Source organism: Serratia sp. Res13-Sevr-LER1-36-b (assembly GCF_015673035.1).
Lineage (GTDB): Bacteria > Pseudomonadota > Gammaproteobacteria > Enterobacterales > Enterobacteriaceae > Chania > Chania fonticola_C.
This window is the reverse complement of sequence record NZ_JADACK010000017.1, coordinates 289,978-309,022: the sequence shown is the minus strand read 5'-3', so window position 1 is coordinate 309,022 and position 19,045 is coordinate 289,978. Positions and strand designations below refer to the sequence as shown.

Here is a 19,045-nt window from a genome sequence, read left to right as displayed (position 1 = left end):
ACACTAGACAGATCTGCACGGCTGACTTAGCTTGATGGTAACCTCCCGCGTAAAAGGCAGCAAAATGAGCGAGATATCGACACTGACCATCAAGATCCCTCTGGCACTGAAAGAGCAAATCAAGGCGGTTGCCTTGGAGAACCAGCTTTCATTGAGTGCAGAGGTTTGCCAACGGCTGGAACATAGCTTCGAAGTCCCGGCCAAAGCCAGCAAGAAAGCAGCTCCGTTGCATCATGACGATATCGATAACCAAGGTACCGAAGAGGAGGTTGAACAACCTCTTAGCCAGAAAGAGCTGAAGAAGCTGCGCCAACTGCTGAAAGGCGGCGCGAAAGGCAGCAAGAAAAAATAAGGCGAAATGAATTTGTGGGCGATGAGCATTAACTCAGTGCTACCCCTCTCCCACAGGGAGAGGGAACCGACCGAGTTGGGATGAGGCGCAATTATTGCCCATCTAGCCCGCGTATAGGTTTAACCGAAGACCAGGCCCGGCACGAAGGGCAATGCCAGTAAAGTGAATGGGCGGTAAAGCCGCATTTGTGGCAGCGGTAGCGCGGTTTGGTGCGGATCTGCTCGCCCACCATATCCCGCAGCAACAGTAGGCTTTCTTTGGCGCGCCCGTCTTCTGCATCAGCCAGATGATAATCCATCAGGCGATAAAACACGCGCATGGTCGGATGGCGCTGCAACTGGCGATTGATGTACACCTGCACCACATCGCTCCCTTCCTTCTGCTCGATCACTTCCGCCAGCATCAACTCCGCCGTGGCACCGGTATTCTCCGCCACACAACGTTTGAGGAAGTCTGCCCAGTCTTGCTCTTGTTGAGGCAAGTGCTGGTAGCATTCCTGCAGCATCGGCAATGCTTCGCTGACCAACTCCTTGTCTTGATCCAATACGCGCGTCAGCGTTTCTACCGCCTTGGCATACTCCTCTTGCGCCATGAAGATACGCCCAACCATGATCGACACGCGAGCGCACTGTTTATCCGCCGAGGCCGCGCGCTTGAGCAGGCCCATCGCCTTATCCAGGTCATCGCTGCCCATCGCCTGCAGGGCCAGCTCACAATAAAAATGTGCGATCTCTATGCGCTGCTTTTCCTTACCCAGCTTGACCAGCTTTTCTGCTACTTCGATGGCTTTCTGCCAGTCGCTGGTGGCCTGGTGGATCACCAGTAATTGCTGCAGCGCGGAAACACGGAAGTCTTCTTCATTGATTAACTGGCTGAACATGTCCTCGGCGCGGTCATACAACCCGGCAGCCATATAGTCACGCCCCAGCTGCTGTATCGCCAGCAGACGCTGTTCGAAGGTTAGAGAAGCGCTTTCCATCAAGGCCTGATGGATGCGGATGGCGCGATCGACTTCACCACGAGAGCGGAACAGATTGCCCAACGTCAGATGGGCTTCAACGGTATTGCTGTCCTCTTTCAACATGTCGAGAAACAGATCGACCGCTTTATCCTGCTGGTTGGAAAGCAGGAAGTTAACCCCAGCAACGTATTCACGCGACAGGCGGTTGGCTTCCTGTTGTTTATCCTGCTGAGCACTTCTGCGCCCCATGTACCAACCGTACGCGGCAGCTACAGGCAGCAACAGAAACAGCAGCTCTAACATAACAGATTATTCCTTGCTGACTGCGGGCAACGGTGCCGGCTCGACAGGTGCTTCGAGTTGCAGTTCCAGCCTTTTGATTTTCCGCTCTGCACGCCCAAGAGCGATACGTGTGCGCAGATAAAATAACCCACAAATAATCCAACCCAGCACAAAGCCAGCACCAAACAGGGTGGCCAACAGGGTTGATACCGGATATTCGCCCTGAGCAATCAAATAGTTAAACGTCACCACCTGGTCGTTATGCGCGCCCAGCGTGACTGAAGCCACGAATATCACCAGAACCAATAAAAAAATCAGTAAATATTTCACATTCTTTCCCGCAATGCCGAGTGAATCGGATGAACTCTACCCTCAAGGCCACAAACCGGAACCCAATACAGGGTTTGCAGCCCACGGGTAATTGCCGCTAAGTGGCGTCCCTATGACTTAAGTTAGCATTTCCCGTCGTAGCAGGGAAACCCTGGCAGACGATAAAACCGTAGATCTGCTGGGATATTCAGCAAGAAATGCAGCGCCTGAGCAAATTAATGAGAAAGCTTCTCAAAAACACGGGTTTGATAAGATATGGGGGCGAAAGAACAGATTGCAATGCAGGGTAAAAACCAGCGTTGATGCGGCCCCGAGTTGGAGCCGCGATTTGTGACAATGTCACGATAAGTTTTCATCGCCTTCTCTGCGAAATCAATTTTCGCGTTCCCGCTCGCCGATTTCCTGCTGCTCCTGCGGGGGAATGGTGAGTGGCCCAAACCAACGCTGAGTCAGCCAACTGGCCAGGGTAACCAGCAGCCAGCTAATGACAATCGCCATCGCCAGATCCCGCGGCCAATGCATGCCGAGCATCAGGCGGCTCGCCATCACACCAAACGCCCAAATCATCAACACCGCGACGGTTTTATAATGCCGTCGTGGCCACAACAGCCCGATCCCCAGCAATGCCCACATAGCGGCAAACATCGTGTGGCCTGAAGGGAACGAGAAGCCGGTTTCAAACTGCCAGTGTTTGCTCAACCATTCAGGCACCAGCGCCTGGTCCAGCAACTGCTCTTTGACCAGGGCGCTACGCTGCTTCCTGTCCAACGAGTAGAAGTATTTTTCATCAATCTGATGGGTCGACTCCAGCCACACGACAAACGGCCGCGGTGCCTGTACCTGCTCTTTGATGGAGGATTTGACCGCCTGGCCAATCCCGATCGCCGCAGACAACAGGATGAACAGCCCCACCGCCGCTTTCAGCCGAAAGCGCAGACACCACAGAAACCAGGCCGACAGGATCAGGCTGGTGAGAATACCCCAGGGCGCAGTGACGGTTTCCGTCACCCAGAACAGCGCTTTTAACAGGCCGTCATTACCGCCGGGTTGCCAGTGCCAGCCAAAAAGCCAGACCGCCAGCGGCAACAACATCAGCACAATCGCTCCGCCCGCCGTGCGTTTTGCTATCTTTAACATCCCATTATCCTTCCACTGTGGTTAACCCGCAGTGTAACAATCTTGCTAACTCAGCAAAACAAGAGAAATTAGATAGATAAATGACTTATTGCAACAATAGCTAAAGAGTTAACAACAATAACAATTAAAATCAATTAATTATAGTTATTTTAGATCAAAAATAACACAGCAATTAGCGACAAACCACTATAATACACATCAATTAAATCAGATGGTTACGAAGAATAGTGAGCTCACTTTCTGCTGGTATTTCCATTCAATGTAGCATGGCGATGGCGAGCAGAGAAAACTTCACCCAGATGCTACAATTCGCAGGTTGATCGGGATCCGCGCACGCGCAAGATAACCATTATGGGACTGGCCATTCTCTTCATGAACGAAAACGAGGCCTATCCGTCTCCCGATCCTGACTCAAGTCAATCGTTCTGCGTGTGACTCGATGACGAGGGTCAGTATTGGCTGGATGTCTTCTACAAGCGGGAATGGCACCGGGCATTACTAGAGCCATTCGCAAACTTTGAAGAAGTGTTCGAAGCCATAAAAGACTACGGCTGCGGAGAGCCACCAAAGAAGAGATAAATCACGGCTCATCGCAGCGGCTGTTTCTTTTAGGCTTTTCAGGTGATAATATTACTTGTATAAAAATGCTATGAGTATACTTTTAATGACCTCAAACACTATTGGCCAGTTTTTAAATAGAGGTAATAACAACCTCGACTTAATTAGAATATTATGCGCGTATTTCGTCATCTACTCTCATTCATTTGTCATTTCTCCTGCCATTGGCGAAAATGACATTCTATACAAGTTAACTTTATTGAGTTACGTTTCATTTGGTGGAGTTGCTGTAAAGACATTCTTTTTAATTAGTGGACTACTTGTTACCAATAGCATTTTATCTAACGGTAAAATACTTAATTATATTGGATCTCGTTTTTTCAGAGTGTACCCAGCATATGCTATTACAATTATCATAACAGCACTGCTAATTGGCCCATGGTTAAGTAACCTTAGCTTTGTTGATTATTTTTCATCAAGAGATGTTTGGTTATACGTTTTGAGAACATTAAAATTGGATGTGCAATACACGCTTCCTGGTGTTTTTGAAAACAATAATATAAATGCTGTAAATGGTTCGCTGTGGACCATACCTATGGAAATAAAAGCATATTTTTATTTGTTACTGATTTATCTTTTCAGCTTGGTTTTTGGTCCATATAAAAAGATATTCATTGGCCTTGTTTCACTGGCTATACTCGTTGAGCCATTCACACCATTCAAAGGCATTCTGATTTCAAAATCAAATGACCCTAGCATATATCTACTTTACCCGTTCTTCTCGATAGGGTGCCTTATTGCAATTTTAAAAGACAAAGCTACGACAAACTCACTACTTATCATTTCTGGTTTATCATTACTTTTATTCTTTACATGTAATGATGAGAAGCTTAAAACAGCTTTATTTTATTTGTTTTTCACAGTATCGCTACTTTATTTCGCATCAATTAGTTTGCTACAAAAAATCAAAATTAAGCATGACATATCTTACGGGATATACCTATGGGCATTTCCTACTCAACAAATTGTCGCATCTATATATTCTAGTTCACCTTACATGAACATATTAATATCAATACTTATTTCCAGCGCAATGGCATATTTAAGCTTCAAGACAATAGAAAAACCATCAATGCTTATTAATAAGAGAATATTTAATTTAAAATCATTACCGACAACTGCTTAATAATAAAGCCGTAAGGGACTACGGCTTCGAGGAACCGCCGAGGCGGCGTTAAGTTAAAAGCGCACCATTGGTCGACTCAGATGTTCCCGGCGTTCTTGCAGTGCCCGGTTCCTGAGTGACGGCAGTCAAACGTTTGAGTACAGCGGCATCGGGATCGAAGGACTGGATCACGCCGGGGATGGCTACGCGTATTTTTGAAGAAATGGATTCGGCTAATGCTTGATCGGCCTGCTGCTTACCGCCGATCTGAGATTGGAGTGATACGGGCATGAACTTTCCCCATAAAAAAACCCGCCGAAGCGGGTTACTTGATGAATGTTGTGGTGATGCTGTTTCTTAAGCAAAAGCTAATTGATGCCAGCACCTTTATAATCTCTGCATGGAGCATCAACGGTTACCATTGTTACATATCCCATATTGCCTTGTTGTTCGCATAGCTTGTTATGCATAACCATTAATCGTGCAGCATGCTCGAAATCAATATACCCACCAAATTTAGCTTCCCCCAAAGCAGCTTTTTTTGTCATGTCCGGGGTGTTTTTATCCTTGATAGCTTTTACAAAAACCGATATCCCATTGGATATTTGATTGGAACAGAGGTTCTCCAAATCATAACCTGAGTATGCAGAAATGCGTCGACATTCCATTAACTGCTCTTTTATTGAGATCATTACTTGACTTAGGGTGAGATGGTATCTCCCAACCTTTGCATAAATTTGACTCAGATCATTAGTACCTGGTGCTCGTGTTACAAATGGCATGCTGTTAAGTGCTTTTCTAAACGCTGGTGACTTCTCACTATATACAAGATTACCTATACCAGCTACGGGAACCTCTGGATAAGCCTTATCGTAAACTTGTACTTTTTTGTTTTGAATCTGCCTAGCATTATTTATCGCCTCATCTCTCATGGAGTTAATCATGACAACTAGATCACTCCTTTTCCTATATAATTCACCGACTGATTTTTTAAAGTCTAATTCGCTTACATTTTTAAGGCCAATATACTCATGATTCATACTGAAATCACGATACAAATCGGAAACATGAGATGAATCAGATAAATATTCAGTACCAAAAATCAAAGTATATCGATTTAGTATTTCCGCTACTGTTGTACTTCGAATCTCTGGATCACCTATATCATTCAGCGATGGTGCTTGCCAACTATAATTATGTACTGCAACATAAAATGCAGTTATCCCTAAGGGGGTAGCATTTGCCTTATCTATTACATCTTTAATTGAACAACCACTTGGACATAATGACTTCCCACCCTCGGTTGCTACCATCTTGTCATCTTTTATAAGGTACTCAATAGCCTTCATTCCTGGAGTAGAGAGCGCAGTTTCTTTTTGCTGTTCTTTATATTGTCTATCTAACTCCATCCTTTGTGCCAATCCGCATCCTGCCAGTGATTGACATATTATATATATAAATACAAGTTTATTGATATTCATACGGTTAAGTAGTCCGGTTAACGGTAGAGCTAGTTTGTAAATCTGCAGACCCGCGCGCAAAACACATCATATCCATGTACCAAGCCTGCCCCCTTGTGTCGCCAGTATAGTCGATCGCTTTCACGATATACACGCCATCAGTAGCCACGCTGGCTGGTTGCTGGAGAGAGCCTAAAACTACCCGATTTCCATTCTGGTCTGTCTCACTCAATCGCCCCTGAGACTGTGCAACCTCGCTATCGATAGCGATGTACGGAACACCCCCCCAGACGCCCGGCGCTATCAGTCCATTATCCGCACCCTGATCAAGCGATTTATTAACGCTGGTCAGCTGGCGAGTGATGCCGGGTCGGTCTGCGGCACCTTGGTGGTGCTGGTGTAGAGCACGTTATAGAGATTGTTCTGCGCGTAGTTCTGCAACCAGTCCAGGCCGTGGCGCTCATCGAAGAAATCGCCGTTGCACATCAGGCCTTCTTGAATAATCGCCGTGTCGTTGTCGTAGTTGACGAACACGTTGCAGTTTTTCGCGGTCAGGGTGTTGGCCTGGGTCTGGGTCAGCGTCTCAGCGGCGATCCCCGGCTGCTGCTTAAATTTCAGGGTGATTGTGGTGTTGTTGCCCAGGAAATTGACGGTGAAGGCCCGGCCAAAGATTGACGCGGTGGCGTACGGGCTGGCGCTGGAATACTGCGTGAACGTCCGGCCATACTTCGCGGCTTTCAGCTTGCTGCAGATGTCGTCCGTGATATCCAGATCCATGGCTGCGGTGTTCTGCGTCGTGTAGCCGAAGATGCGGGAAATATCATCAGACTGGATAAACGCCGCAATGCTCACGACATCATCATCAACGAGCGACGTATCAGCGATTTGCAGCCCATACCAGCCTGTGGACATGTCCGCCAGCTTGTAGACGCAGGACTGAATATTTTCAGCAGCTGCGCGAGGGATGGCCAAGGCACCGGCATTCTGGCCCGCTTTCATCATGGCGGAAATGTCGGTACCGGTGGTGTTTGCCGAGCCGTAGCCGACGGCTGACGACGCGCCGGTAGATTTTGACGTGATGATGAACCGGCTGTTTGCCGCATCCCACGTCACCACCGCAGTGGTCAGCTTGTCAGTGATCCGAGCGGCCACACCGTTCAAGTTGGTTTCCGCGGAGAAATCCACGGAGGTGATCGTCTTGACTGTGCCATCGATGGTGATTTTCATCGAGCCATCGGTGACCGTCGCCCAGGTGCTGATCGCCATCTGCGCCGGTGTCAAAATTCCGCAGCGCAGCAACGCGGCCTGGTCGGTCTTGATCCAGCGACCAATGAACAATGCCCGCGGCTGTGGCACCTGCTGGTAGTAAAGCTTCGCGGCCTCGTACTCCGGCGCATCCATCCCGAAATCGTCACCGACTTGCGTGATGCTGGTATAGGTGCGCATGCGCTGGCTGCCGTCGATCACCGGGGTACCGCCAACAATCAGGAGCGCCCCGAAGTTTCGGCCCTGCGCAGCGCGCAAGGCCATATTCACCGTCACGCTGACGATGTTAGATACAGGTAAACCCTGTGACATGGTTATTCTCCGAAGAATTGAACCGGTGCTTCTGCGATCGACTTGATGCCGTATTCGCGGATAATTTTGCGGCGCAGGCGGACGGTGATGTCGTACCGGCGGATCCACTGCTCGCTGAGAAACTCAGGAACCGCCATAATCCGCCCGTAGTCGCCAAGGGAAAGGTGCAGCTTGGTTAGCTCGTCATTGTTCTGGTTGAGGGTGATCCCGTCCCGAAATTGCAGGGATGAGCGCTGACCTGCAGGACCATAGAACGAGATGAGGCACTCCAGCGTTTCATGGCGCCATAGTTCCGTGCCTGTGTCCGTGGTGTTGGTAAACGCCGGGTTGTCATCAGCAGTAACTGACAGCACGCCATAGGCGCACCAATTTGCATTGGCATCAGGCAACGTTCTGGTTTTTTCCTGCGGCTGCCAGCGGGGAAACATCATCTTGCCAGGCAGACCAGACACGGCGCTGATCCAGCGGGATAAATTCCGCTCTAGCGCCTCGTCATAATCGGTATCGTCAACAGTGGGAGTGAGCCAGCCAGCTTGTGTGCTGTCATTGCTCAATGGCGGTTCCTCTATCGATAGGGTTCAGTTCGCAGTGGGCCTGGACGAACCCGGCACCGTACGCGGTATAGAGGTCTACAGACTTCACCAGGTATTCGCGATTTTGATACGTCACGATGTCACCCAGCATGCCGGTACCACCAGAAGTCAGCCGTTCAGTGGTGACGATCAGGATGTTCCCGGTGACCGCCTGCCCAGACATCCGGATTTGCGCCTCGATTGACCGGTCCACCGTAACCACACCAGAAAAAGGAAACGAGGCGATCACCGTTTCCGCATAGCCATCGTCATCAACCACCACGGTGCGGCGCTTGTAGGTCAGCGTCGTGTCGCAAAAATCCGGGTCGAATAACACGTCTGTTACGTCAAGAAGAGGCATCTTTATTCCTCACGATGTAGGTAATGGCCCGCAGCAATCTGCCCGTGAGATAAAGAGGCTTATCACTCTTACCCTTGGAGAGGCGGCTGCGCCTTGTGGACTCGGCCAGCGGAGAAAGCTTGTCACCAGCCTGAATGATCCCTTTGGCGCTGTTGGATGCCACAATCCCCGCGCGCCCCAGGGATACCTCGGCGCTGGCCATATTCCCCGATAGCGCTGCTTGTGCAGCATTTTTTAAGTGCCCCACAATGTCCTTTTTGCCTTCCTCGACCCCCGGCTCCAAAAACGGCCGCGGCGGAATTGTCACCGTGTAAGCCTTGACGGCGTGGATCGTGGTGAAGTTGCTTTTACTGGCTTTGACGAACCGGCCACCGTTGGCAAAGGTGACATCAGGCCGGATCCTCCGGTTCACTGCAGTGGTTCGGGCTGGCACCTGGATGGTGCCGCCATTCGATTGGATGTAGCCCAGCTCGGCATTGTTTAGCGCGTCACCTTCGCCGCGCTCCGCCCGATCGGACGGAATGCCCACCAGCACCTCTTTTTTGGTCAGTGCCTTTAATGCCTCCAATACCGCTGCGGCATTATCACCTCTGACCTTGAGCCCACTTTTTATACCCATTATGGCGTTCCCAGCTGAATTGCCCCGGCACCGAATATCATCAGGTATTCCCAGAACTCAGATCCGTAGCGGGTGTTGTTCCAGAAACCAGCATCAGGGTTCAAAGTCACGCTGGCGTCATAGCTGACAGAGACCTTGTCCACCGATTTTGAAGTCTGCACCCCACTATTGGCCCCACCCGCTGAACCTACCGCAACCCCGCGCATATCAGCAGCATAAAGCGCCATGTAATGCGCAACGAACAGGCCGACAAGCACACCTTCTGCCGAGGCGCTATAGTTCAGGTCTAGTTCCTGCGCTACCACTACCGGGTTGTCGATTTTGTCGCATTCCCTCCGATACCAGGCATCGTCCTTGCGCGGATCACTGCGCCAGTGAAATGTAAAAACCGGGATTTTCCCGCTGTGCCGCTTTTGAGCGAACGGGTTAGCCATGCCATTAACCGAACTGAGATCAATGCGGCAGCGCGTCGTCTGGGATAATGCTGCATCAATCAGCAGTGGACGCTGCAAGAATGCCGCCTCGTCTACCAGATAAAGCGTTGTACGGTCACCGCGCCCGATGTTATCGCCAGCCTCCCCTTTTATCACTGCACCCGTATCGGGGAACTCAACGCGCATATAGGGTGCGTGTTTCTTGTCATTCCAACTTCCGCGAAACTCCACTGGCAGCGTTTCAACAAATTTACGCGCCTTCCAAAACAGCGCCTTCGGATCACCGGTGCTGTCCACGTACTCCTCTTTACGGGAACCGAAACCAATCACCATTTCCTTGTTGAACAGGCAAAGCGAACAAGCCATGCCGATCGCCGTCCAACTCAAACCCATTTCTCGGCTCTTTTCGGTGATGCCATTCTCCATATTTTCCCGGCGATTCATGATCCAGTGGATCCACTCTTCCTGTTTAGGGAAAAGCAGAAACGGAATGGTAACAGGCAAGCCGTAGTCAATATTTCGTGGGTCGGTCGTCATCCCCCAGTCGATGATGAACTGGGCTGGGTTGTCCTTGTAGAAGGCTTTCAGTGCTGGAACTGCCGCCGGGTTTTCCCTGATGCGCTGCAGGCGTTCCATCCGCCATTCGAACACCTGGGTGTAGTCCGGGTTTTTGAAGTCGAACGGGAATGGAATTGGCATAATGTGATCCATGCTTCTTGTACTTCATCGATTAAAATCACATATTAATTGTGCTTATTAATCAATGGAGGATGTATGATACCGAGTGTTAGTGCGAGGCTTTTGGAGTTAACCCGCGCGATGGATAATCAGGTCAAGATTGCAGCTATTTACGCGCTTGGTGAAGGAGGCGTTGCGCTGCCTGCCATCTCAGCAAGATTGTTAGAGTTAAGTCATGATTTGAACAACGATGTAAAAATCGCTGCAGCAAAGGCGCTTGGTCGCATGTCTCGGCCAAGGCCTCAGGGATAATTTATTCTCTATAAAACCGCCATATCTTTGGCGGTTTACCCCATCATTTTCCGATAAAACTCCGCCGCCTCTTCTGTCGTCATGTTAACGCTCTCGGTTTTAACCGGGCCACCATCAGGCCCACTTAATTCAGTCTTGGTTTTTATCATGCCGAGATGTTGGGCAACCATCTTCAAAGCGTCGTCCTGATTACGGGTGATCACCTCGATGCCAAATTTTCCTTCTTTGATGCCAGCAAACAGGCGGCGAGCAGCCCCTTTTAAATCACGCGTATCGTGAAAATGGGCACGCCCCTCACCGGCGCCATTGCAGCGTGGGCAGTCGGGATTCGGATCCAGTGTGGCGTCGAAGCCGTAGCCGCCGGTGTCCCTTGGTGGTTGTTTCTTTGCTGCCTTGGCTTTCTCTGCAGCCTCTTCGTGCTCCACAGCATCGCGCCATTGATACTGGAATCCGAAGCCCCAGCAATAACGACAGCATAACCGGCGGTATTCGGTGATCTGGTTGGCGTCGGCAGTGGCAATGTCCCACCACAGTTTCAAAACCTCATCCTGGGTGATCAGCGTTCTGCGCTCCCTAGCTTCCAGTGCGTCGACAATGGCTCGGCTGACCTTAGCATTTCTGTACATCCTGCTTGCGCTTACGTACGCCGTGTTGCCTTCACCTTTGCCACCAGCTCGCTTGTATGCCGCAGTTCGATTCATGTCGATGAGGTATTCGTTTACGAAGCGCCACTGCAAATCGTTGAGCCCGTACTTGTGCGGATCTAACGCTGGTTCCTCACCATCCACACATTCAGGAATCGGAGGCCTTTCGCTATCTGGAACCAGGTGCTTAGCGCTCGCTTTGGTGCTGGTACGCACCTTGTCTTTATGCGTACCGCCTTTGCGTACCTTTATGCGTACCAGCCTTATCAGCGCGTACCCAGTTGTTTTTTTTGGCGCGCTTTCTTATCGCCCCCTCACTGATACCGTATATCTCTGCCATGTCGCGGAGAGAAAGTTGACCAGCACAGTAGTCGCGCTTGAGGCCTCCCTCATCCGGCTTTGTCATAGCGATCTCCGTAAAATAAAAAAGCCATTAGCAACCGTGGCCAGGGTAGCCGGTAGGTGTTGCTGATGGCTTTGCTTGCGCATTACGCAGCAGTCTCGAAAGACCGCTCTGTAGTGCGATAAAAAAAGGCCGCCAAAGCGACCTTAGTGAAAACTGTTTCGTTACCCTTCAAGAATCGTTAAATAGTTAGAAGGGAAAGGCACTCCGGGCTCCTTACTTAACGCATTTATTTTTGCAATGATTGCAGCTTTACCCTCACCATCCGCTGAAGAGTAATGCTTCTTCGCGCAAGCGAGAATTGCGTTTGCCGTTGCCGAACTACCTAGACCACCCTGCGCTTCCGCATTCCTCAGCGCTGAGTCAACTTCATTTGCGAAACTTTTCATTCTCTTCTCCGTTTTGACAATAGTGAATATTTTTATCTGCGCCAGTGCGCACGATGCTTTTTACACTCGTCAATTGCAGAAGAGATTGATTTACCAGGACGCTGATCCATTTCAACCATTTTTTGGAACCCTTGGCGCTTGGCGCCTAGATGGTCAAGTGTGATATCAGCCAGTTTTGACCACACAGAGCAGGGCAAGTTGTCGCATGTTGTCTTAATCTCTACATAAGCTGTTGCAACAGTAACTTCCTCAGTCCCATTCGATAATAGTTCGTATTTGAGAAGCTCATCCGAGCCATTATTCAGATAAATAGTTTTCACAATCTCAAAGTAAGTCATGCCAAACCCCATTTCCTTGCCTGCCGATATGACAGGTAACAAATTATAAATGGGGATTAACAATGTTTTTTCAATGGTTATCGTGACCGAAGGTTACTTTGGTGGTGATGAGGCGGCGGATCAGCCTGGCGGCTTCGCTCATGCCAGGTTCTTGGTTGTTGTGCATTGTCGATGACACTCTCTGTGAATGCCACCTGTAATGCTACTCTTCAACCACACCGCCTTCTATTTGCACTTTTTACACATAAATATACTTATCAATTTTTTACGCAGAAGATATCTATCAATTTTAGACATGGCCCTCTTTCTCACATAGGCCAATGCGTTGATGAACCCACTCCCTGGACGAGGGAATACTTTCTTAATCTGAGGGAACACATTAACCATAACATCACCTTTTAACTCTTTAACATCAGCAAAGGCAATCCATGCTCCTGGCTCCTCTTCGGCATCCATTTCAATTATGAAACCTTTGTACTCGTTCTTAAGGGACATAAGAGGCTCGCATTACATGTTTTCGATTGGGCTAATAATGCACTAGGCAATAAATAGATTACTAGCATTATCGAGTCCCCATCGTGTATAGAGGCTCTGGAATGTCGACTTACTGACTGTTTCCCCGCAGCCACTTAATCAGCCCCTCAATCCGAGAGGCGCACACATCAAGTTCGCTTTGCGCCACCTGCAGTGCAATGACGGCATCGACGAACGTGGTACCGGTGAACGGCGTTTTCTCGCATAGCTGCGTATATACCGCTGGCGGGTAACGTTTCATGCATGGCTGGAAAGGTACGAGGAAATCATCAAGGTCCGAGGCCTCAAGAAAACGTCATTGGACGACTACATCAACCGAGTTAGCGCAATTCGTACAGGGATCGCTGATGCAGAAATCAGCACATTGACGACAAAAGATATCGCTGAATTTCTCAACGATTACGTGAGCCAGGGGAAAAACATGCGTGCAAAATTATTACGTTCAACGCTTAACGATATTTTCAAAGAGGCGGTTGCCGACGGGCATATTCAGTTCAACCCTGTTGATGCTACACGCAACCCAAAGGCACCAGTGCAACGCGAACGTCTGAGCATAGAGGATTACCTCAAGATCCGCGCCGCGGCCGACAGCATGGCTGCATGGGTTGGATTAAGCATGGAACTAGCGTTGTTAACGGGTCAGCGGTTGGGGGATATCAGCAGACTAAAATGGGGGGATGTACACGATGGCAGGATGTGGATTGTGCAGGAAAAAACAGGGGCGCATGTGTCGATCTCAACAGACATTGAACTCACTCAGGCTCAGTTGCGCTTGAGCGATGTTCTTACGCGCTGTCATCAGCATTACGCAGATTGCTCTAACATAATCGCTGGTCAATCAGGTGGCTCTTTAGCAGCGAAGACGATCTCCCAGGCATTCAAAGACAGCAGGGATGCTTCTGGGCTTGAATGGAAAACCTCTCCCCCTTCTTTTCATGAACTGCGCAGTTTGTCCGCAAGGCTGCACAAAAATGAAAATGGCGAGGAGTTTTCTCAGCATATGCTTGGTCACAAATCCGCCGAAATGACCGCCAGATATCATGATGAACGCAGCGAAAAATGGGTGATGGTTTAATTTTTTTATGACTGAATAGTGAGTAATAGTGACCTGTTACATGTAGTAATATGATATATAAGGGTTTAATTTTACATGACCTATTGCAACAATAGGAGCGGTAAAACGCCATATGCTGCTTTGCTGAGCACCGCTCGGCCACAAGTTATGGCAAAATAGCCGGTAAAGAATGAAATAGCGATCGTCGCCGTCTGTTTTAATGCTGGTCAGTCCCCTGTTCCAGTCGTAGGATGCACGCAGCGATTTGACAGGTAGTGTTTTTGGAGAGTGACATGCAGCTTAAACGTGTGGCGGAAGCCAAACTGCCAACACCATGGGGTGATTTTCTGATGGTGGGGTTCGAAGAACTGGCCACCGGGCACGATCATCTGGCACTGGTTTTCGGCGATATTACCGGCGAAACACCGGTCCTCTCACGGGTTCATTCCGAATGTCTGACCGGTGATGCGTTGTTCAGCCTGCGCTGTGACTGCGGTTTTCAACTGGAAGCCGCGTTGGAACAGATCGCCGAGGAAGGCCGTGGCATTCTGCTGTACCACCGCCAGGAAGGCCGTAATATCGGTCTGTTGAACAAGATACGCGCCTATGCCTTGCAGGATAAAGGGGCGGACACAGTGGAAGCCAACCATCAGCTAGGCTTTGCCGCCGATGAGCGAGACTTCACACTGTGCTCCGATATGTTCAAACTGCTGGGGGTGGATGCGGTGCGCCTGCTGACCAATAACCCGAAGAAGGTCAAGATCCTGAGCGAAGCGGGCATTAATATCTCCGAGCGCGTGCCATTGATCGTTGGCCGTAACCCGAAGAACGAGCGTTATCTGGCCACCAAGGCCGCTAAAATGGGCCACTTGCTGGACAAAAAATAGCAACAAGGGCGCCTTTTGGCGCCCTTGTTCTCTCTACAGCATTTTACGGATAACGTAGTGCAGAATGCCGTCGTTCTGGTAATAAGTCAGCTCATTGCCGGTATCAATGCGGCAACGGGTATTCACCACCACCTTCCGGCCATCGGCATAGGTGATATTAACCGGAACCGTCTGGCCGGGTTGCAACGCCTGCAAACCACTCACGTCAATCAGTTCCTCCCCCGTCAAACCCAGCGTTTTGCGCGTTATTCCCTGCGGGAATTCCAGCGGCAAGATGCCCATACCGATCAGGTTGGAACGGTGGATACGCTCAAAGGATTCCGCGATCACCACTCGTACCCCCAATAAACGAGGGCCTTTGGCTGCCCAGTCGCGGCTGGAGCCGGAGCCATACTCTTTACCGGCGATCACCGCCAGTGGCACCTGCTCCTGCTGATACTGCATGGCGGCATCATAGATCGCCATCTGATTCTGCGAAGGCAGATGGCGGGTATACCCCCCCTCCACGCCCGGAACCATTTCGTTACGGATACGGATGTTGGCGAAGGTGCCCCGCATCATCACTTCGTGGTTACCGCGGCGCGAACCGTAAGAGTTGAACTCTTTCACCTCGACACCACGCTCGCTCAGATAACGCCCCGCCGGGCTGTCGCGCTTGATGTTGCCCGCAGGCGAGATATGGTCAGTGGTCACCGAGTCTGCCAGGATTGCCAGAATACGTGCGCCGTGAATATCCTGCACCGGATCCGGTTGCGCTTTCATGGTACTGAAGAATGGTGGATGGCGAATATAGGTAGAATCGACTTGCCATTCGTAGGTTGCGGAACCGGTCACCTGGATCGCTTGCCAACTGGCATCGCCATCAAACACTGCACCATATTCCTTATGGAACATTTCGGTGCTTACCTCGGCCACGGCTTGAGCAATCTCCTGGCTGGTAGGCCAGATATCCTTCAGATACACCGGTTTCCCGTCGCGACCTACCCCCAACGCATCTTTGGTCAGGTCAACCTTCATGTTACCTGCCAGCGCATAGGCAACCACCAGTGGCGGCGAAGCCAGCCAGTTGGTTTTTACCAGCGGATGGATGCGCCCTTCAAAGTTACGGTTACCGGACAGCACAGCCCCTACGGTGAGATCCCCTTCCTTGATCGCCTGCTCAATCGGCTCAGGCAACGGGCCAGAGTTACCAATACAGGTCGTACAACCGTAGCCAACCAGGTTAAAGCCCAATTGCTCCAGATACGGCGTCAGTTTGGCGCGGTCGAAGTATTCGGTCACCACTTTGGAACCCGGTGCCAGTGAGGTTTTTACCCAAGGCTTGGTCTTCAAGCCCTTTTCAACGGCCTTTTTCGCCAACAGGCCAGCGGCCATCATCACGCTCGGGTTGGAGGTGTTGGTACAGGAGGTAATGGCTGCGATCACCACCGCGCCGGTATTTAGCTCCAGGTTTTTGCCACCCAGCGTGAAGCTTTTCACTTCCTGCTTATCTTTCTGACCGCCAATTTCCAGCTCGGTCGCGGCGGTGAATGCTGTTGGCACCTGCGGCAGCGCGACGCGGTCCTGCGGGCGTTTCGGCCCTGCCAGGCTGGCCTCAACCGTCGACATATCCAGCGACAGCGTGCTGGTAAACACCGGTTCATCGCCTGGATTACGCCACATCCCCTGAGCCTTGGCATAGGCCTCCACCAATGCGATCTGCTCAGCGCTACGACCACTTAACTGCAGGTAGCCCAGCGTCACGTCATCCACCGGGAAGAAGCCACAGGTTGCCCCGAACTCTGGCGACATGTTGGCAATGGTTGCCCGGTCTGCCAACGGCAAATCAGCCAACCCATCACCATAAAATTCAACAAACTTACCGACGACGCCGTGCTTACGCAGCATTTGGGTAACGGTGAGCACCAAGTCGGTGGCTGTAATACCCTCGGATAACTTACCGCTGAGTTTAAAGCCCACTACATCCGGGATCAGCATGGAGACAGGCTGGCCCAACATGGCTGCTTCGGCCTCAATACCGCCAACGCCCCAGCCCAGAATACCAAGGCCGTTAATCATGGTGGTGTGGGAGTCGGTCCCCACCAGGGTATCGGGGTAAGCGATGCGTTGGCCGTTCTCTTCGGTATGCCAAACGGTTTGCCCCAGATACTCCAGGTTCACCTGATGGCAGATGCCGGTGCCGGGTGGCACCACGCGGAAGCGGTTGAAGGCCTTTTGCCCCCAGCGCAGGAAGGTGTAGCGCTCGTGGTTGCGCTCCATTTCGATACGCACGTTTTCGCCAAAGGCGTCATCGTCACCAAACTCATCGACAGTGACAGAGTGGTCAATGACCAAATCGACCGGTGACAGCGGATTCACCTGATCGACTTTTCCGCCCAGGCGCAGAACGGCCTCACGCATTGCCGCCAAATCCACCACGGCAGGCACGCCGGTGAAGTCCTGCATCAGCACCCGCGCCGGGCGATAAGCAATTTCACGATCGGCATGGCCGGTTTGCAACCAGCCTACGATCGCCTTCAGATCGTCAACCTGTACCGTATCACCATCCACATGGCGCAACAGGTTTTCCAGTAACACTTTCATCGATTTCGGCAGCCGGTCAATATCCCCTAACTGTCTGGCCGCCAGTGGCAAACTGTAATAGTGATACTCACTACCCAGTGCTACCAGCTTATCCATACTCGTTTTACGAAGATCGGACGACATAGCTCCTCCATTTTTTATTATGTCAAACCAGGGTGATTTCTGAGGTGTTATTTAAAGATAACACAAACGCCATGTAACGTTTTGATAACAACACGTATTGATCATAACGATAGGCAGGAACAATCAAAGGCGGGAAGCTACTGGTAGGTCAATGAGTTAGCAGGCATCAGACAACAAAAAACCGCCTTTCGACGGTTTAAATTGTTTAATGCGGCTCACGTTAGCGCTTATTTTGTCGGCAACTTGATGTCCTTGAACATCGCCTCGATCTCGTCATTGGTACGTAAAGCCACGGCGGTATCGACCACGTCGCGCGTCAGATGCGGTGCGAAACGCTGGATAAAGTCGTACATATAGCTGCGCAGGAAGGTACTGCGACGGAAACCAATCTTGGTGGTGCTATAGGTGAAGATATCGCGGGCATCCACCATCACCAAATCCGGATCCTGCACCGGATCGACCGCCATGCTGGCGATCACGCCAACACCCAGCCCCAGGCGTACATAAGTCTTGATCACATCAGCATCGGTAGCGGTAAACACGATGCGCGGCGTCAACCCCGCCCGGTTAAACGCGGTATCCAGCTCTGAGCGCCCGGTAAAGCCGAAGGTATAGGTGACGATAGGATACTCGGCCAGCTCTTCAATGGTGATATGGCTCTTGCCCGCCAAAGGATGATCGGGCTTCACTACTACCGCCCGGTTCCAGTGGTAGCACGGCAGCATGATTAAATCGTCATACAGGTGCAGCGCTTCGGTAGCGATGGCAAAGTCTGCCGAGCCTTTGGAAACCGCTTCGGCAATCTGCGTTGGCGAGCCCTGGTGCATATGCAGCGACACGCGCGGATAACGCTCGATAAAGCCTTTGATCACATTGGGCAAGGCATAGCGTGCCTGGGTATGGGTGGTTGCCACATACAGCGAACCTTTGTCCGGGTAAGTATGTTCCCCCGCAACGGCCTTAATGGCCTCCACTTTTGACAGCACTTCGCGAGCAATGCGGATAATTTCCTGGCCAGCAGGCGTCACCTGAGTAAGGTGCTTACCGCTACGGGCGAAAATCTGGATACCTAGCTCATCCTCCAGCATCCTCACCTGCTTGCTGATACCCGGTTGCGAGGTATAGAGACCTTCAGCCGTGGAAGAGACGTTGAGGTTATGATTCACCACTTCTACGATGTAACGAAGCTGCTGCAATTTCATATTTGAATACCATCCTAGGTTAAAACACTGCGGCCTGCCGCAGCCAGGTATCTCGGTGTTGTCCCGGTATGCTTAATTCTCACAAGCCT

General features: G+C 50.7%; 22 protein-coding genes and 2 pseudogenes. 5 read left to right on the top strand and 19 right to left on the bottom strand.

Features of this window, described 5'->3' with window-relative positions; genetic code table 11:
* Positions 1-64 precede the first annotated feature (64 nt).
* Positions 65-352 carry an Arc family DNA-binding protein gene (locus IMQ33_RS11470; protein WP_065685714.1) on the top strand — a complete coding sequence of 96 codons (288 nt, stop codon included), beginning with the start codon at positions 65-67 and terminating at the stop codon, positions 350-352.
* A 91-nt stretch (positions 353-443) separates the two neighbouring features.
* Here IMQ33_RS11470 and lapB read toward each other — a convergent pair whose 3' ends face one another.
* The 3 genes from lapB to pgpB all read right to left on the bottom strand — a co-directional run bounded on the left by lapB (position 444) and on the right by pgpB (position 3,062).
* Positions 444-1,616, bottom strand: coding sequence for a lipopolysaccharide assembly protein LapB (lapB, locus tag IMQ33_RS11465; protein WP_196062424.1), 1,173 nt, complete (start codon positions 1,614-1,616; stop codon positions 444-446).
* A gap of 6 nt (positions 1,617-1,622) precedes the next feature.
* Positions 1,623-1,925, bottom strand: coding sequence for a LapA family protein (locus IMQ33_RS11460; RefSeq protein ID WP_196062425.1), 303 nt, complete (start codon positions 1,923-1,925; stop codon positions 1,623-1,625).
* Positions 1,926-2,297: 372 nt separating this feature from the next.
* Complete coding sequence (gene pgpB / locus IMQ33_RS11455; protein WP_196062426.1) at positions 2,298-3,062, bottom strand: phosphatidylglycerophosphatase B; 765 nt, start codon at positions 3,060-3,062, stop codon at positions 2,298-2,300.
* Positions 3,063-3,711: 649 nt separating this feature from the next.
* On the opposite strand from pgpB, the gene IMQ33_RS11450 reads away from it, so the two are divergent.
* On the top strand, positions 3,712-4,806 hold the full coding sequence (locus IMQ33_RS11450; RefSeq protein ID WP_196062427.1) for an acyltransferase: 1,095 nt from the start codon (positions 3,712-3,714) through the stop codon (positions 4,804-4,806).
* Between the two features lie 111 nt (positions 4,807-4,917).
* On the opposite strand, the pseudogene IMQ33_RS11445 reads toward IMQ33_RS11450, so the two are convergent.
* The 8 genes and pseudogenes from IMQ33_RS11445 to IMQ33_RS11415 all read right to left on the bottom strand — a co-directional run.
* Positions 4,918-5,076, bottom strand: a pseudogene (locus IMQ33_RS11445) (translation initiation factor IF-2); the annotation flags it as partial.
* A gap of 77 nt (positions 5,077-5,153) precedes the next feature.
* A complete protein-coding gene (locus IMQ33_RS11440) occupies positions 5,154-6,266 on the bottom strand; it encodes a hypothetical protein (protein WP_196062428.1) in 1,113 nt (370 codons plus the stop codon).
* Between the two features lie 4 nt (positions 6,267-6,270).
* Positions 6,271-6,507: pseudogene (locus IMQ33_RS26170) on the bottom strand (hypothetical protein); the annotation flags it as partial.
* Between the two features lie 86 nt (positions 6,508-6,593).
* The gene (locus tag IMQ33_RS11435; RefSeq protein WP_230326770.1) at positions 6,594-7,823 is read right to left on the bottom strand and encodes a DUF3383 domain-containing protein; all 1,230 of its coding nucleotides are present in this window, start codon (positions 7,821-7,823) and stop codon (positions 6,594-6,596) included.
* A 2-nt stretch (positions 7,824-7,825) separates the two neighbouring features.
* A complete protein-coding gene (locus tag IMQ33_RS11430) occupies positions 7,826-8,377 on the bottom strand; it encodes a hypothetical protein (RefSeq protein WP_230326771.1) in 552 nt (183 codons plus the stop codon).
* Positions 8,367-8,756: a head-tail adaptor gene (locus IMQ33_RS11425; protein WP_196062429.1), complete on the bottom strand. Its 390-nt coding sequence runs from the start codon at positions 8,754-8,756 to the stop codon at positions 8,367-8,369. Before IMQ33_RS11425 ends, IMQ33_RS11430 begins: the two co-directional genes overlap by 11 nt.
* The gene (locus IMQ33_RS11420; RefSeq protein WP_230326772.1) at positions 8,743-9,375 is read right to left on the bottom strand and encodes a hypothetical protein; all 633 of its coding nucleotides are present in this window, start codon (positions 9,373-9,375) and stop codon (positions 8,743-8,745) included. The genes IMQ33_RS11425 and IMQ33_RS11420 overlap by 14 nt, the downstream gene beginning before the upstream one ends.
* The gene (locus IMQ33_RS11415) at positions 9,375-9,680 is read right to left on the bottom strand and encodes a DUF4054 domain-containing protein (protein WP_370572636.1); all 306 of its coding nucleotides are present in this window, start codon (positions 9,678-9,680) and stop codon (positions 9,375-9,377) included. Before IMQ33_RS11415 ends, IMQ33_RS11420 begins: the two co-directional genes overlap by 1 nt.
* Positions 9,681-10,583: 903 nt before the next feature.
* Here IMQ33_RS11415 and IMQ33_RS11405 point away from each other — a divergent pair.
* Positions 10,584-10,799 (top strand): HEAT repeat domain-containing protein, encoded by a 216-nt coding sequence (locus IMQ33_RS11405; RefSeq protein WP_196062430.1) that lies wholly within the window; start codon positions 10,584-10,586, stop codon positions 10,797-10,799.
* Between the two features lie 35 nt (positions 10,800-10,834).
* Here the strand turns inward: IMQ33_RS11405 and IMQ33_RS11400 are convergent, their stop codons facing one another.
* The 6 genes from IMQ33_RS11400 to IMQ33_RS11380 form a co-directional block, all read right to left on the bottom strand.
* A complete protein-coding gene (locus IMQ33_RS11400) occupies positions 10,835-11,599 on the bottom strand; it encodes a terminase small subunit (protein ID WP_370572638.1) in 765 nt (254 codons plus the stop codon).
* A 67-nt stretch (positions 11,600-11,666) separates the two neighbouring features.
* Positions 11,667-11,849 (bottom strand): hypothetical protein, encoded by a 183-nt coding sequence (locus tag IMQ33_RS26165; RefSeq protein WP_230327530.1) that lies wholly within the window; start codon positions 11,847-11,849, stop codon positions 11,667-11,669.
* Between the two features lie 161 nt (positions 11,850-12,010).
* A complete protein-coding gene (locus IMQ33_RS11395; RefSeq protein ID WP_196062431.1) occupies positions 12,011-12,235 on the bottom strand; it encodes a hypothetical protein in 225 nt (74 codons plus the stop codon).
* Positions 12,236-12,267: 32 nt separating this feature from the next.
* A complete protein-coding gene (locus IMQ33_RS11390; RefSeq protein WP_196062432.1) occupies positions 12,268-12,573 on the bottom strand; it encodes a hypothetical protein in 306 nt (101 codons plus the stop codon).
* Between the two features lie 225 nt (positions 12,574-12,798).
* Positions 12,799-13,068 carry a hypothetical protein gene (locus tag IMQ33_RS11385; protein WP_196062433.1) on the bottom strand — a complete coding sequence of 90 codons (270 nt, stop codon included), beginning with the start codon at positions 13,066-13,068 and terminating at the stop codon, positions 12,799-12,801.
* Between the two features lie 109 nt (positions 13,069-13,177).
* Positions 13,178-13,348: a lytic transglycosylase gene (locus IMQ33_RS11380; RefSeq protein WP_196062434.1), complete on the bottom strand. Its 171-nt coding sequence runs from the start codon at positions 13,346-13,348 to the stop codon at positions 13,178-13,180.
* On the opposite strand from IMQ33_RS11380, the gene IMQ33_RS11375 reads away from it, so the two are divergent.
* Both IMQ33_RS11375 and ribA read left to right on the top strand, forming a co-directional pair.
* Positions 13,316-14,182, top strand: a complete 867-nt coding sequence (locus IMQ33_RS11375) for a tyrosine-type recombinase/integrase (protein ID WP_196062463.1) — start codon at positions 13,316-13,318, stop codon at positions 14,180-14,182. The genes IMQ33_RS11380 and IMQ33_RS11375 overlap by 33 nt on opposite strands.
* A 272-nt stretch (positions 14,183-14,454) precedes the next feature.
* A complete protein-coding gene (gene ribA, locus IMQ33_RS11370) occupies positions 14,455-15,048 on the top strand; it encodes a GTP cyclohydrolase II (protein WP_065685705.1) in 594 nt (197 codons plus the stop codon).
* Between the two features lie 33 nt (positions 15,049-15,081).
* Here the strand turns inward: ribA and acnA are convergent, their stop codons facing one another.
* On the bottom strand, positions 15,082-17,754 hold the full coding sequence (acnA, locus tag IMQ33_RS11365; RefSeq protein ID WP_196062435.1) for an aconitate hydratase AcnA: 2,673 nt from the start codon (positions 17,752-17,754) through the stop codon (positions 15,082-15,084).
* Between the two features lie 227 nt (positions 17,755-17,981).
* A complete protein-coding gene (gene cysB / locus IMQ33_RS11360; RefSeq protein ID WP_021181263.1) occupies positions 17,982-18,956 on the bottom strand; it encodes an HTH-type transcriptional regulator CysB in 975 nt (324 codons plus the stop codon).
* Between the last annotated feature and the right edge of the window lie 89 nt (positions 18,957-19,045).